The sequence below is a fragment of the Methyloversatilis sp. MC4-4 genome (assembly GCF_049843555.1).
Taxonomy (GTDB): Bacteria; Pseudomonadota; Gammaproteobacteria; order Burkholderiales; family Rhodocyclaceae; genus Methyloversatilis; species Methyloversatilis discipulorum_B.
In genome coordinates this window covers 475,732-488,943 of record NZ_JBBHZK010000003.1, presented here as the reverse complement: position 1 = coordinate 488,943, position 13,212 = coordinate 475,732, and the positions used below count along the sequence as shown (strand labels likewise).

General features: G+C 67.4%; 11 protein-coding genes. 3 read left to right on the top strand and 8 right to left on the bottom strand.

The window, feature by feature from the left end:
• Positions 1-60: 60 nt before the first annotated feature.
• The 4 genes from WDZ97_RS15350 to WDZ97_RS15335 form a co-directional block, all read right to left on the bottom strand.
• Positions 61-1,083: a trypsin-like peptidase domain-containing protein gene (locus WDZ97_RS15350; protein WP_425763316.1), complete on the bottom strand. Its 1,023-nt coding sequence runs from the start codon at positions 1,081-1,083 to the stop codon at positions 61-63.
• Between the two features lie 64 nt (positions 1,084-1,147).
• On the bottom strand, positions 1,148-1,705 hold the full coding sequence (locus WDZ97_RS15345) for a flavin reductase family protein (protein ID WP_304000524.1): 558 nt from the start codon (positions 1,703-1,705) through the stop codon (positions 1,148-1,150).
• Between the two features lie 35 nt (positions 1,706-1,740).
• Positions 1,741-2,322, bottom strand: coding sequence for a PEP-CTERM sorting domain-containing protein (locus WDZ97_RS15340; RefSeq protein ID WP_304000523.1), 582 nt, complete (start codon positions 2,320-2,322; stop codon positions 1,741-1,743).
• Between the two features lie 223 nt (positions 2,323-2,545).
• A complete protein-coding gene (locus WDZ97_RS15335) occupies positions 2,546-4,321 on the bottom strand; it encodes a glutamine--tRNA ligase/YqeY domain fusion protein (RefSeq protein WP_425763315.1) in 1,776 nt (591 codons plus the stop codon).
• A gap of 468 nt (positions 4,322-4,789) precedes the next feature.
• Here WDZ97_RS15335 and leuA point away from each other — a divergent pair, with 468 nt between their 5' ends.
• Entirely contained in the window at positions 4,790-6,496 is a 1,707-nt protein-coding gene (gene leuA, locus WDZ97_RS15330; protein WP_425763314.1) for a 2-isopropylmalate synthase, read from the top strand.
• 9 nt (positions 6,497-6,505) lie between these two features.
• Here the strand turns inward: leuA and WDZ97_RS15325 are convergent, their stop codons facing one another.
• On the bottom strand, positions 6,506-6,919 hold the full coding sequence (locus WDZ97_RS15325; RefSeq protein ID WP_425763313.1) for a SoxR reducing system RseC family protein: 414 nt from the start codon (positions 6,917-6,919) through the stop codon (positions 6,506-6,508).
• Positions 6,920-7,398: 479 nt separating this feature from the next.
• Between WDZ97_RS15325 and nifA the strand changes: the two genes are divergently transcribed.
• Positions 7,399-9,039 carry a nif-specific transcriptional activator NifA gene (nifA, locus tag WDZ97_RS15320; protein WP_425763312.1) on the top strand — a complete coding sequence of 547 codons (1,641 nt, stop codon included), beginning with the start codon at positions 7,399-7,401 and terminating at the stop codon, positions 9,037-9,039.
• 32 nt (positions 9,040-9,071) lie between these two features.
• Here the strand turns inward: nifA and WDZ97_RS15315 are convergent, their stop codons facing one another.
• Genes WDZ97_RS15315 through WDZ97_RS15305 form a run of 3 tightly spaced genes read right to left on the bottom strand, consistent with a single transcriptional unit; the run spans position 9,072 to position 11,301 of the window.
• Entirely contained in the window at positions 9,072-9,314 is a 243-nt protein-coding gene (locus WDZ97_RS15315) for a hypothetical protein (RefSeq protein ID WP_304000516.1), read from the bottom strand.
• A 10-nt stretch (positions 9,315-9,324) separates the two neighbouring features.
• Positions 9,325-9,759, bottom strand: a complete 435-nt coding sequence (locus WDZ97_RS15310; RefSeq protein ID WP_304000514.1) for an Ohr family peroxiredoxin — start codon at positions 9,757-9,759, stop codon at positions 9,325-9,327.
• Positions 9,760-9,789: 30 nt separating this feature from the next.
• The gene (locus WDZ97_RS15305; RefSeq protein ID WP_425763311.1) at positions 9,790-11,301 is read right to left on the bottom strand and encodes a protein adenylyltransferase SelO; all 1,512 of its coding nucleotides are present in this window, start codon (positions 11,299-11,301) and stop codon (positions 9,790-9,792) included.
• 292 nt (positions 11,302-11,593) lie between these two features.
• On the opposite strand from WDZ97_RS15305, the gene WDZ97_RS15300 reads away from it, so the two are divergent.
• Positions 11,594-13,156 carry a flavin monoamine oxidase family protein gene (locus tag WDZ97_RS15300; protein ID WP_425763310.1) on the top strand — a complete coding sequence of 521 codons (1,563 nt, stop codon included), beginning with the start codon at positions 11,594-11,596 and terminating at the stop codon, positions 13,154-13,156.
• The last annotated feature ends 56 nt before the right edge of the window (positions 13,157-13,212 follow it).

The following is a 13,212-nucleotide window of genomic DNA, read 5'->3' as shown; positions in this document are numbered from 1 at the left end:
GAGGACCCCGTCGATCTTCAAGTTCTTGTATTCGACGGAGTTTAGTGTGTTTGTATGTCTTTAGCAGTAGGCCGAACAGTCTAAGGCCTGATCCAGTTTGCCCAGCAGTTCGGCGTCCGTAAGGGCCAGCCGGTCCCGCGCTTCGCGGGCGGCTTCGGCCGAGCCACTGCGCGCCAGCGCCAGCGCCTGATGGAAGAGCACGTCCGGGTGGTCGGGCGACAGCATGCGGGCGCGCTGCAGCGCCTCGTTCGCCTCGACCGGCCGCTGATCACGCAGCAGCGCGACGCCGGCCTGATGCCAGGCATCGGCGTTGTCCGGCTCGGCACGCGTCCACGCTAGCGCCAGATCGGCGGCGGACTGCCAGCGCGACAGCGCGCCGAGTCGCGCCACCCGCAGGAACCAGGGCTGTTCCGCGTCCGGCCGCTCCCATAATGCCAGCCCCGATATCGGCGCGATGTCGGATTCGGGCTGCTTGCGCAGCCGGTGGATCAGGTCGGCCGGCATCGCGAAGTAGCCACCCGAGTGGCCGGAGGCGAGGAAGGTGGTGATGCCGATCAGGCGACCTTCGGCGTCGAACAGCCCGCCGCCACTGCCACCGAGCGCGAAACCGCTGGACGTTTCGAACACCGCACTGCCGTCGTGCGGATGCAGCGTCGCCACCCGCCCCGGTGCAAAGAAGGCTTCTATCCCTCCCGAGTAGCCGTAGTAGAACGACTTCTCGCCGGGTCTGACGGACGCTGCGTCGCGCAGCGCGACGGTGCGCAGCGGCATCGGCGAGGTGCGCAACAGACAGAGATCGTTCGCCATGTCCACCTTCTGGCCGAACACCGGAAACACCAGTGCGCCCTTGGCAACCTCGACGCGCACGCCCTGACGCGTGACGTGACAGTTGGTGACGACCTCGTTCTCCGCCACCACGACCCCCGAACCGAAGAAACCCTTGCCTGCCTCATTGGCAACGCGCACTTGCACCACGCTGATCGACAGGCCGGTATAGAAGGCGGATCCGAATTCGCTGGCCGAACCGCCGGCGTGGGCGTTCAGGGCCAGCAGACAGCAGGAGGAGGCGAGCAGGCGGCGCATGGCGGGCTCCATCGACGGGGTTGTGTGAACAGCCGTCTTGGGAGCGCGCTACAGGCGCGAAAGTTCAGCTGCCGCCGACCGCTTCACCGGTCATGAAGAAGGCGCCGCCGGCGACGTGATGCAGCGTGCGCAGCGCGTCGTCATCGAAGTGCCAGCGCCCGTTGCGGAACACGCGGCTGTCCGCGCGCGCTGCCACCACCTCGCCGATGAACAGGTCGTAGCGGTCCTGGTTGCGGGCTTCCGGCACGACCTTGCATTCGAGCCAGGCGACGCAGCCGCCGACCAGTGGCGCGGCGATCTGCGTCGCCGGGAAGCTGGGCAGGTCCAGCGCGGCGAACTTGTCCGTATCGCGGCCGCTGTCGTTTCCGGCCGCGACCGTGGCGTCGAGCAGCGCACGTGGCGGCACGTTGATCGCGAACTCGCCCGACGCGCTGATCAGCTCACGCGTGAAGGTCGATTTGTCGATCACGACGACGATCTTGGGCGGGTCGAAATCGAGCGGCATGCACCACGCCGCCGCCATCACGTTGCGGCGCGCGCCGGCTGCGCTGCTCACCAGCACGGTGGGGCCGTGGTTGAGCAGCCGGTAAGCCTGCGTAAGGGGGACGTCCTGGATGGGCATGGAGCAGGGGAGCGCTGCCGCGCTCCCCGGAAGGATCAGGTGCGACGGCGGGCCGCAGCAAGCAGCGCGAGCAGGCCGAGGCCGCCCATCATCGACGCCCAGGTCGATGGCTCGGGTACGGCCGCCGCGAAAGTGCGGAAGGTGTAGTCGAAGTTGGGGAAGCCTGCATAGCCCGAGGTCGCGAACGTCTGTCCGTTCGGATAGGGGTTCAGCGTGCTGCCCGCCAGACCCAATGCGGACGGGCCGGAGAAGACCAGGAAGTAGGTGTCCCCCGGCGTAACTGTTACAGGCGTCCAGAACACGTCCACCCAGCCCGGGCCAAGACCGAGTGCCGAGCCGCCGGCCAGCAGGCTGCCGCCCTGGTTGGGCAGCTTGCTCCACAGTTCGATGGTCACGTTCGCCGACTCCTCCGGGCTGGCGAGGAGGAGGTAGATCCCGGCGCCGGACACGTTGTCTGCCATCTGCTTGAAGGACTGCGCCAGTCCGCTCTGGCCGAAGGTTGCTATCAGGTTGTTGCGCTCTGACGATTCCTGGTCGGTCACATTGGGGATCACGGCGAGCGCCGGCAGCGCGGTGGCAAACAGAGTTGCGGCGAAGAGGCTGCGTATCGATTTCATCGGGACACTCCCTGCTGGAAGGTTGTCGTCACCCGTCGCAAGCCGGACCGGCCGACGGATTCAAAAATGTCAAAAACTGTTAGCAAGCGGTGTGCCTGCATTGCTGCATCGGCACGCATCGGGGCGCAGCCTGCCTTGCAGGCGATCCGGTCCTTGGGCGGGTCGAGCCGGGTGTAAAAAAAACCGACGCTGCGTCGGGGGCCGCCGCCGGCTTGCCCCGACCTCAACGGCTCCAGCTGTCCTTCAATGTGACGGCCCGGTTGAACACGGGGTGGCCTTCGACCGAATCGACCCGGTCGGCGACGAAGTAGCCGTGACGTTCGAACTGGAACTTGTCGTCGGCCGCGGCGGTGGCCAGGCCGGGTTCGACAAAGGCTTGTACCGATTTCACCGAGTACGGATTCATCACGGTCAGGAAGTCGCGGCCGCCGGCGTCCGGGTGCGCTTCGGTGAACAGCCGGTCGTACAGCCTTACTTCTGTCGCCAGTCCTTCGGCCACGCTGACCCAGGTGATGACGCCCTTCACCTTGACGCTGTCGGCGCCCGGCGTGCCGCTCTTCGTATCCGGCACGATGGTCGCCAGCACCGCGGTGATGCGGCCGTCGGCGTCCTTCTCGCAACCGGTGCATTCGATCACGTAGCCGTACTTGAGCCGCGCCTTGTTACCCGGGAACAGGCGGTGGTAGCCCTTGGGCGCCTCTTCCATGAAGTCTTCGCGCTCTATCCACACTTCGCGCGTCAGGTTGAAGCTGCGCGTGCCGCGTTCAGGGTGGTGCGGATGCACCGGCGCGGAGCAGGGCTCGGCTTGCTTGCCGGCGAACAGTGCGTCCCAGTTGGTGAGCTTGAGCTTGAGCGGATCAAGCACCGCCATCGCGCGGGCGGCGCGGCCGTCGAGGTCGTCGCGCAGCGCGCCTTCCAGCGTCGAATAGTCGATCCACGAATCGGCTTTGGACACGCCGATGCGCTCGGCGAACAGCTGCAGCGCCTCCGGCGTGTAGCCGCGGCGGCGCAGGCCGACGATGGTGGGCATGCGCGGGTCGTCCCAGCCGCTGACGTGCTTCTCGGTCACCAGCTGCATCAGCTTGCGCTTGCTGGTGACGACATAGGTCAGATTGAGCCGCGCGAACTCGTACTGCTTGGGCAGCGGGTGGGCCAGCAGGCCGCCTTCGGCCAGACGCTCCAGCACCCAGTCATAGAACGGCCGCTGATCCTCGAATTCCAGCGTGCAGATCGAATGGGTGATGCCCTCGACCGCGTCTTCCAGCGGGTGGGCATAGGTGTACATCGGGTAGATGCACCACTTGTCGCCGGTGTTGTGGTGGTGCGCGTGCTTGATCCGGTAGATGGCCGGGTCGCGCATGTTGATGTTGGGGCTGGCCATGTCGATCTTCGCGCGCAGCACCATGGCGCCGTCCGGGTGCTTGCCGTCGCGCATTTCGCGGAACAGCGCCAGCGATTCGTCGGCCGGACGATTGCGCCACGGTGAATCCTTGCCCGGCTCGGTCAGCGTGCCGCGGTTGGCGCGCATCTCGTCCGGCGTCTGCTGGTCGATGTAGGCGTGGCCGGCGGTGATCAGGTATTCCGCCGCGCGGTACATGAAATCGAAGTAGTCGCTGGCGAAGTAGAGCTGCGACGCGCCGAAGGCGTCCCAGCCAAAGCCCAGCCACTGCACCGCGTCCTTGATCGATTCGACGTACTCGACGCTTTCCTTCTCCGGATTGGTGTCGTCGAAGCGCATGTGGCAGACGCCACCGTAATCGCGCGCCAGGCCGAAGTTCAGGCAGATGGACTTGGCGTGGCCGACGTGCAGGTAGCCGTTCGGCTCCGGCGGGAAGCGGGTGCGGATCTTTGCCGGGTCCGGCTCGCCGGCGGCGTGATGGGCGGCGTCACCGGGGCTGCGCGCCCAGCGGCGGCTGGCGTAGGTGCCATTGGCCAGATCCTTTTCGATGACGGCGCGCAGGAAATTTGAAGCCGGTGCGGGAGCGTTGCGTTCGGACATGGTGGGCAGCAGAGAAACCTGAGGATGAGTGTCGTTGCCAGGGCATGAGCGGCAGCCCGCAGGATGTCCGCTCGATGCAAGGGCCAGACCGCGGCCCGGCAGAAGAACACAATTCTAGCCGCTTGCCGGCGAAATTCAGGGTTGACAGCTTTTCACGGCTTGCCTATGGTCGAGTCCATGCTCACGCACCAGACCCAACTGCTGTCCCTCTCCTCGACGCTGCTCGCGTCGGGTCTGCTGCTGCGCCCCGCGCGCACATAAAACTCCCCCTCCTGTCGTGCAGTACCTGCCTCCGGTCGATGGACCGGGAGGTGAATTCCGTTTTCCCGGAGCGTTCCCGTCATGTTCGAGCTGTTTCAAACCGTCCCGATGCTGCGACTGCGCAGCGGTTGTCAGGCCAGGAAACCCGTGGCCGCCTGACAGCCCCGCATTCCGGCCACGCATCCTTCCCATTTGCCGGAGCACATCATGTTGAAGCAGCCGAATACGAAGTACCGTCCCGTTACCCCGATCGCGCTCGCCGATCGCCAGTGGCCGTCGAAAACCCTCACGCGCGCACCGATCTGGATGTCGACCGACCTGCGCGACGGCAACCAGGCCCTGTTCGAACCGATGAACGGCGAACGCAAGATGCGCATGTTCAAGATGCTGGTGGACATCGGCTTCAAGCAGATCGAGGTCGCCTTTCCGTCGGCGTCCGACACCGATTTCAGCTTCGTGCGCACGCTGATCGAAGGCGGCCACATCCCGGACGACGTGACCATAGAGGTGCTGACGCAGGCGCGCCCGCACCTGATCGAACGCACCATCGAATCCTTGCGTGGCGCGAAGCGCGCCATCGTGCATGTCTACAACGCGACTTCGCCCACCTTCCGCCGCGTCGTGTTCGACATGAGCCGCGACGAAGTGAAGCAGCTCGCGGTCGACAGCACGCTGCTCATCAAGCGCCTCACTGATGCCCGCCCGGAAACCGAATGGGTGTTCCAGTACAGCCCGGAAACCTTCACCGCCACCGAGCTCGACTTCGCGAAAGAGGTGTGCGACGCGGTGGTCGAGGCCTGGGGCGGCACGCCGGAGCGACCGGTCATCCTCAACCTGCCGGCCACGGTCGAGGTGGCTACGCCCAACCACTACGCCGACCAGATCGAGTGGATGCATCGCAATCTTGCCAACCGCAAGTCGGTCATCCTCAGCGTGCATCCGCACAACGACCGCGGCACCGCGGTGGCGGCGGCCGAACTGGCGGTGATGGCCGGTGCGGACCGGGTCGAAGGCTGCCTGTTCGGCCACGGCGAGCGCACCGGCAACGTCGATCTGGTAACGCTTGCGCTCAACCTCTACACGCAGGGTGTGGATCCGGGGCTCGACTTCTCGCGCATCAACGACATCGCGCGCACGGTCGAACAGTGCACGCAGATTCCGGTGCACGCCCGCCATCCGTACGCCGGTGACCTCGTGTTCACCGCCTTCTCCGGCTCGCATCAGGACGCGATCCGCAAGGGCCTTGCCGCGCAGCAGCCGGACGCGCTCTGGGAAGTGCCCTATCTGCCGGTCGATCCGGCCGACGTCGGCCGCACCTATGATTCGATCATTCGCGTGAACAGCCAGTCGGGCAAGGGCGGTGTGGCCTTCCTGCTCGAAAGCGAATATGGCGTCACCTTGCCGCGTCGCCTTCAGGTCGAGTTCAGTACGGCAGTGCAGCAGCTCACCGACACCAGCGGGCAGGAAGTGCGCGCTGCTGACATCTGGAAGCTGTTCGCGCAGCAGTACTTCGAACCGGCAGTTCCGTTCGAGTACGTCACCCATCATTTGAGCGAGATCGGCGACGAGCAGGGCATCGAACTGGTGGTGAAGGTCGAGGGCGTCGAACGCACGCTGTCGGGCCGCGGCAACGGCCCGATCGCTGCCGTGATCGAGGCACTCAAGGTGCCCGTCCGCCTGCACGACTACGAGGAGCGCGCAATCGGCCACGGCGCCGACGCGGCGGCGGTGGCCTTCGCCGAATTCGTCATCGACGGGCTGCCCGGCAGCACTTTCGGTGCCGGCATGCACCGGAATATCGTGACGGCGTCGGTGCTGGCCATCCTGAGCGGGCTCAACCGCGCCTGCGCCAAGCTCGATCGGGCGGCGCGCCGCGATTTCCTCGCTTCGACCAGACCGCCGGCGCTGGCCTGAGCGCAGGTCTCAGTCACCGCTGCCGCAGATTCTGGGCCGCCAGCTGTCCCGCCAGTGGCCGGCGAGCAGGCGGGCGATGACCGCGCCGAAGCAGAGGCCGCTGCCGCCGCAGGCGAGCACGGCGACATCCGGCAGGCCGGCCACACTGCCGGCGCCGATGCCGCCGAGCAGGCCGGCCAGCGGCGGTAGATAGGCCAGCATCACGGCGCGCAGCGGCGCGTCGTCGTCGATGCCGAGTGCAACAAGGTCGCCAGGCTGCAGTGAAGCGGCCTGCGCAGCGGGCAGTTCGAGCTGGTGCAGGGTGTTCGGCGCGCTGCCACAGACGGTTTGCGAGCGGCAGCCGCTGCAGGCCGGCGCGCTGTCGACGCCGACGGTGACGCGGGTGCCGTCGACCTGCACCACCCGGGTATCCCTGACCGTCATGTCTCTTCCCTCCCGCCGGGTATCTCGCAATCCTCGTGCCAGCCGCCGTGCAGTGATCCGCGTGCCGCCGACGACGCTGGTCCAGCGCGCTTTCGGCGCGTTTCGTCGCTGCCGGGGCGCGGCTGCCCTCCTGTGCTGTTTGCGACAAGTCCGACAAGCGCTGTCTCGGCACCGTTTTGTGACGCCTTGCACCAAAGCGGACGCACCCGCCGGCCGATCGCCCGTCCCGTTTCCAAGTACCTGCCCGCAAACGGCTTTCCTGCGCGCTGTTACGCGGGCGTCTTACGACTGACCGCTTTGTGACACTGGGTACGCGCCTTGCTTGATGCTGCTAGGCGTGGAGAAGCGCATGCGGATTTCCGCCGTGGCCGGCTGTACTGCCGACCGTTCCCCGACAATAAGAAAAGACGCAGGGGCCACTGAATGGAAGGGCGTACCGGCTCGACCGGCATCGCCTCGGGAAGCAATCGGGGGCTGTCATGACTGCGAACGGCATCGAGACGAATGCGCGCGCGAATGTTGAACTGGTGACCGTGTACGAGCTGAGCAAGATACTCAGCTCGTCTCTGGACGTAACGAAGACCCTGCGCGAAGCACTGAACGTGCTGTCGCACTACCTCGACTTCAGACGCATGATGATCGCGCTGGTCGAGGACGACGGCGAGGCGCTCAGCCTGGCCGCGGCGGTCGGCCTGTCGGTCAAGGAGTGGTCGAGCGGGCGCTACCGGTCGGGCGAGGGCATCATCGGCCGCGTGTTCGCCTCCGGCTCGCCGGTCGTGGTGCCGGACATTTCGGTCGAACCGCTGTTCCTGAACCGCACCGGCGCGCTCGACGATGCCGGCGACGAAACCATCGCCTTCATCGGCGTGCCGATACGCGCCGGTGCCGACATGCTGGGCGTGCTGTGCGCCGACCGCGTGGTGTCGCGTCGCGGCGGCTTCGGCAGCGATGTGCGCGTGCTGTCGATGGCGGCCAATCTGATGGGGCAGTCGGTGGCGCTGCAGCGCGTGGTGACCGACGAGCACGAACGCCTGCTGCACCAGGCCAAGCAGGCGCGGCGTGATGCGCCGCGCGGCCGCTTCAAGCTGGACAACGTGGTCGGCACCTCGCCGCGCATGCAGCAGGTGTTCGCCGAGGCGCACCAGGTCGCGCCGTCGCGTTCGACCGTGCTGCTGCGTGGCGAAAGCGGCACCGGCAAGGAAGTGATCGCGCGTGCCATCCACGAACTGTCCACGCGCAAGTCCGGCGCCTTCATCAAGCTCAACTGTGCGGCGCTGTCCGAATCGCTGCTCGAATCGGAATTGTTCGGCCACGAGAAGGGCTCCTTCACCGGCGCCACCGGCGAACGCAAGGGCCGTTTCGAACTGGCCGACGGCGGCACGCTCTTCCTCGACGAGATCGGCGACATCTCGCCGGCCTTCCAGACCAAGCTGCTGCGCGTGCTGCAGGAGCGCGAGTTTGAGCGCGTCGGCGGCAGCAAGCCGATCAAGGTCGATGTGCGGCTGATCTGCGCGACCAACCGCAACCTCGAAAAGATGGTGGCGGCGGGCACCTTCCGCGCCGACCTGTACTTCCGCATCAATGTGGTGAGCATCTTCCTGCCGGCGCTGCGCGAGCGGCGCGAAGACATTCCGGCGCTGACGCAGCACTTCCTGGAGCGCTTCAACCGCGAGAACGACCGCAACATGAAGCTCACCCAGGGCGGGCAGGCGGTGATGATGCATTGTTACTGGCCGGGCAATGTGCGCGAGCTGGAGAACTGCATCGAGCGCACCGCAACGATGGCGCATCACGACGCGATCGAGGCGTCCGACTTCCCCTGTTCGGCCAATCGTTGCCTGACGCAGGTACTGCACTTCGTGAAAAAGGACGACGCGGTGTCGCCGGTGGTGGAGTCCGCCGCGGCCGAGGCGGAGTCCTGTAGCCCGCCGGGCGAGCCCGCGCCGGTGTCGCGCCCGGCGCCGACCGATGACAAGCCGGACGGCGAACGCGACCGTCTCGTGTGGGCAATGGAACAGTGCGGCTGGGTGCAGGCCAAGGCCGCCCGCCTGCTCAACATCACGCCGCGGCAGATGGGCTATGCGCTGAAGAAGTACGACATCGAGGTGCGGCGCTTCTGACGGCGCTGCGGGGCAAATGCCCCACAGCCCGATCACCACTCGTTGCGCATGCCCCAGGGGTGGGCGCCGGGCACCAGTTCGGCGGTGATGCCCTTCTTCGCGATGTCCTCCAGCGTCCGGTAGAAGGTCGCCTCGTGCATCAGCGTGCCGCCCTTCGAATAGAGCGCCACGTACTTCGACGGCATGTCGACCTCGACCGTGAAGTTGCCGCCCGCGTCCTGCACGCTGCGCGCGTTGCCGTTCCAGTCGATGAAGTATCCGGTTTCCGAGCTCATCAGCGTCCCCTCAGGCCAGCGCCGGATCTTCGAGCACCGCGGCGGCGCTGACGGTCACGTTGTTCTTCGTCGCGTCGGTGTAGGGGCACACCTTGAGCGCGCGCTCCACCAGCGAATCGGCGGTCGGCTGGTCGATGCCGTGCAGCACGGCGGTGAAGCGGATGGCCATGCGGTAGGCCTCCTCGAAGTTCTTGAACAGCGACACCTCGGCCTCGACCATGCAGCCTTTCACCGGCAGCCGGTCGGCGCGCACGATGTGGCGCACCGAGTTCTCGAAACAGGCAGCGTAGGCCGCGGCGAACAGCTGCTCCGGATTGACGCCCGGCTTCTTGCCCCCCATTTCCGCCGGCGCGGCGAGGTCCAGCTTCAGCAGGCCGTCTTCGCTCTGAACGCGGCCATTGCGGCCACCCTGGCTGAAGACGCGGGTTTTGTAGATGAGGTCCATGACAGCTCCCGGTGTGGATGGTCGGTATCGTCAGCTCGAACAGCTGACGGTCAGTCCGTCCGCCCAGTCGGGCGGCGGCGCGGCGTAGTGCGCGTACTGCGGACGTTCGTCGAAGGGGCGGCGCAGGCAGTCGAGCAGCGCCCGCACCTCGTCGAAGTCGCCGTCGCGGGCGCGCCGGATCGCCGACTCGGCCATCCAGTTGCGCAGCACGTAGCACGGGTTGGTGGCGAGCATGGCCGGCTGGCGCAGCGCATCGACGCTGCCTTCGCCGGCCAGCCGTGCGCGCCAGCCGAGCAGCCAGGCGTCGCAGGCTTCGCGGTCGACGAACAGGTCGCGCAGTGGCGCATCAGTGCTGCCGCGCTGCTCGCGCGCGACGCGCCCCGGCAGTGCACTCAGCGTGCGGAAGAAGCGCGTGTAATCGACGCGCTGCAGTTGCAGCAGTCCAAGCGTCGCGCCGATGAAGTCGTCGTCACCTCGCTGCGCTGTGGCGAAGCCGAGGCGCTGTCGCATCAGTGCGGCGAAGCGGGTGTCGAAAGCGGGCTGGAAGTGGTCATCGACCAGAGCGCGCGTTTGGTCCGGGTGGCCGATCAGCGGACCGAGCGCATCGGCCAGCACGTAGAGGTTCCACTGTGCGATGCGCGGCTGGGCACGGAAGGCATAGCGGCCCCAGGTGTCCGAGTGGTTGCAGATGCGGCCGGCATCGAAGCTGTCCATGAAGGCGAACGGGCCGTAGTCCAGCGTCAATCCCAGCGCCGACATGTTGTCGGTGTTCATTACGCCGTGCATGAAGCCGATCGCCTGCCAGTGCGCGACCAGGTCGCCGGTGCGCTGCGCGATGTCGGCCAGCAGTGCGTCGTACGGTCGCGCGCTGTCGCGCAAATGAGGCCGGAAACGGTCGATCACGTAGTCCGCCAGCAGGCGCAGGTGTTGAACGTCGTCGTCGGCGCTGAAGTGCTCGAAGGTGCCGAAGCGCACGAAGCTTGGTGCGATGCGCGTGACGACGGCGGCGCTCTCCGTACTTTCGCGCTGCACCGGCAGCGGCGAGCCGATCACGCACAGCGCGCGCGTGGTCGGCACACCGAGCGCAGCCATCGCTTCGGAACAGAGGAATTCGCGGATCGACGAGCGCAGCACGGCGCGGCCATCGGAAAAGCGTGAGTAGGGCGTCGGCCCGGCACCCTTCAGCTGCAGTTCAAGCGGGCCGTGTGGCGTATCGACCTCGCCCAGCAGATGAGCCCGACCGTCGCCCAGCTGGCCTGACCAGCTGCCGAACTGGTGGCCGGAATAGACCGCCGCCAGCGGCTCCGCGCCCGGCAGCAGACGGTTGCCCGCAAACAGCTCGACGAACTCTGCGCGCGCGGCCTCCTGCGGAGCGAGCCCGATCAGCGACGCGGCGTCTTCGCTGGCTGCGATCAGATGCGGGGCTGGCAGCGGCGCGGGAGGCAGTCGCGTGTGGAAGGCGGCCGGCAGCCGGGCGTAGCTGTTGCTCAGGTGCAGCGATTCGAGCGCTGACAGCGGTGGCGTGGGCAAAGGTGCATTCATGGTGGCGTTCCGCGGTTGCGGAAGTGCGCAGCAAGAATCGGGCAAGCGTCGGCCAGCGACGCAGTCAGCCGTCGTCGGCCGGCCGCCAGCGGGGCGGGTGCGCATCCGCCGGATGCCTCGCAGCGCGCCGTTCGACGACCGACACGCTGTTGCATCTGCGACAAACGCGACGCGGATGTCGTGCCAGCGAAGGCGAGGCCGGGGCGGCGTGCGCGAGATCGCCGGTGGCTCGATGTTTGCTGAACATCGCTACCCATCCGATGAACCGATCTGAAGCTGAAAGGAGCGCCCCATGCTCGATACCCTCATCGTAGGCGCCGGCCTGTGCGGCCTGGAGCTCGCCCGCCGCCTGGAGGCGGCCGGACGCAGCGTGCTGCTGGTCGAGGCCCGGCCGCGCGCCGGCGGTCGTGTGGATACGGTGCCCGCAGCAGCGGGCGCGGCCGCCCTCGATCTCGGCCCCGGCTGGTACTGGCCGCAGTCGCAGCCGCGCATGGTCAGGCTGATCGCGGATCTGGGGCTGGAAACCTTTCCACAGCATGACGAGGGCGTCGTGCTGCATCTGCGGCAGCCGGACGGCAATCCGGAAACGCTGGGCAGCGAGGCAATACACAATGGCGCGCGGCGACTGGTCGGCGGCATGGCGGCGCTGACCGGTGCGTTATTGCGCCGGCTGTCGCACGACCGCGTGCGTACCGGCTGCACGGTCCGTCGTCTGGTCGCGCGAAGCGACCGCGTCGAGGTGCAGTGCATCGGAGGAGGCGAGTCCTTCGTCATCGCTGCGCGCAGCGTCGTGCTCGCGCTGCCGCCGCGGCTGGCGGCGGAACAGATCGTGTTCGAGCCGGCGCTCGATGCGCCGCTGCGTCAGGCGATGCAGGACCAGCCGACCTGGATGGCGGCGCAGGCCAAGGCCTTTGTTCGCTCCGACAGCGCGCACTGGCGTCGCGGCGGCTTGTCCGGCAACGCCTTCGTATCCCATCCGCAGGCCGTGCTCGGCGAGGTGTTCGACGCCTGCGACGCCACCGGTGAAGCGGCCGCGCTGGGCGGCTTTGTCGCGTTGTCGCCGGCGCTGCGTGCAGCCAGTGCACCGGCGCTCGAACTGATGGTGCGCAGCCAGTTCGCGCAGCTGTTCGGCCCGGCGGTGGAACAGGGCGAACTGCATCTGCGCGACTGGGCCCGCGAGCCGATGACATGCAGCGCGCTCGACCTGACCGAGCCCGGAGGCCATCCGGAGGATGACGTGTCGCTGCTGGCCGCGCCGTACTGGTCCGGCCGCCTGCACCTGGCCGGCAGCGAGACGGCCACGCGCGGCGCCGGCTATCTTGAAGGTGCGCTGGACGCCGCGGCGCGCGTCGCCGCCCGCCTCGTCGCGGTGCCGCTCGCGCTGCCCCCGTCGCCGGCCAACGATGGCAGCGTCGCCGAGTTCGCCGACTGGGTGGGCGCGCTGCGCGATCAGGCCGGCGAGCTGTACCGGCAGAGCGTGGTGCGTGCACTGAGCGCACAGCGCAGCATCGACATGACGCACGCCGTGCTGTGCGCGGTGATCGACCATGTGTATGCCGAGGCGCTGCGCCGCATCGATGCGCTGGACTTCGACCTGAGCGGTGTCGCCATCGAGCGCGGCCGCTGCGCGCTGACGCCATCGCTGCTGGCGCCCTTTTCCGGCTTCAGCGACTGGCTGGTCGGCGAGGCGCTGCAGCATAACCGCACGTCCTGTGCACTTTCCAACTTTCCGGACGAACACGCGCCGTCGCCCGACTACGTCGCGCGCATCCGCCACGACCTCGCGCTCGCCTGGCGCGCATTCGCCCAGTCGCTGAACCAGATGCTGGTCGACCGCATGCCGGTGCGTGGCTGACGCCGCTTTGTGTGCTTTGTCGCAAGCGTAGGTTTCCGACCACCGGACGAATCCTG

Bases quoted from the DNA above. Each gene is read 5' to 3' on its own strand.
- WDZ97_RS15315 (WP_304000516.1), bottom strand. From the start codon at position 9,314: ATGAGCTCGGAAACCGGATACTTCATCGACTGGAACGGCAACGCGCGC.
- WDZ97_RS15335 (WP_425763315.1), bottom strand. From the start codon at position 4,321: ATGTCCGAACGCAACGCTCCCGCACCGGCTTCAAATTTCCTGCGCGCC.
- WDZ97_RS15305 (WP_425763311.1), bottom strand. From the start codon at position 11,301: ATGAATGCACCTTTGCCCACGCCACCGCTGTCAGCGCTCGAATCGCTG.
- WDZ97_RS15300 (WP_425763310.1), top strand. From the start codon at position 11,594: ATGCTCGATACCCTCATCGTAGGCGCCGGCCTGTGCGGCCTGGAGCTC.
- WDZ97_RS15340 (WP_304000523.1), bottom strand. From the start codon at position 2,322: ATGAAATCGATACGCAGCCTCTTCGCCGCAACTCTGTTTGCCACCGCG.
- WDZ97_RS15310 (WP_304000514.1), bottom strand. From the start codon at position 9,759: ATGGACCTCATCTACAAAACCCGCGTCTTCAGCCAGGGTGGCCGCAAT.
- leuA (WP_425763314.1), top strand. From the start codon at position 4,790: ATGTTGAAGCAGCCGAATACGAAGTACCGTCCCGTTACCCCGATCGCG.
- WDZ97_RS15325 (WP_425763313.1), bottom strand. From the start codon at position 6,919: ATGACGGTCAGGGATACCCGGGTGGTGCAGGTCGACGGCACCCGCGTC.
- WDZ97_RS15350 (WP_425763316.1), bottom strand. From the start codon at position 1,083: ATGCGCCGCCTGCTCGCCTCCTCCTGCTGTCTGCTGGCCCTGAACGCC.
- WDZ97_RS15345 (WP_304000524.1), bottom strand. From the start codon at position 1,705: ATGCCCATCCAGGACGTCCCCCTTACGCAGGCTTACCGGCTGCTCAAC.
- nifA (WP_425763312.1), top strand. From the start codon at position 7,399: ATGACTGCGAACGGCATCGAGACGAATGCGCGCGCGAATGTTGAACTG.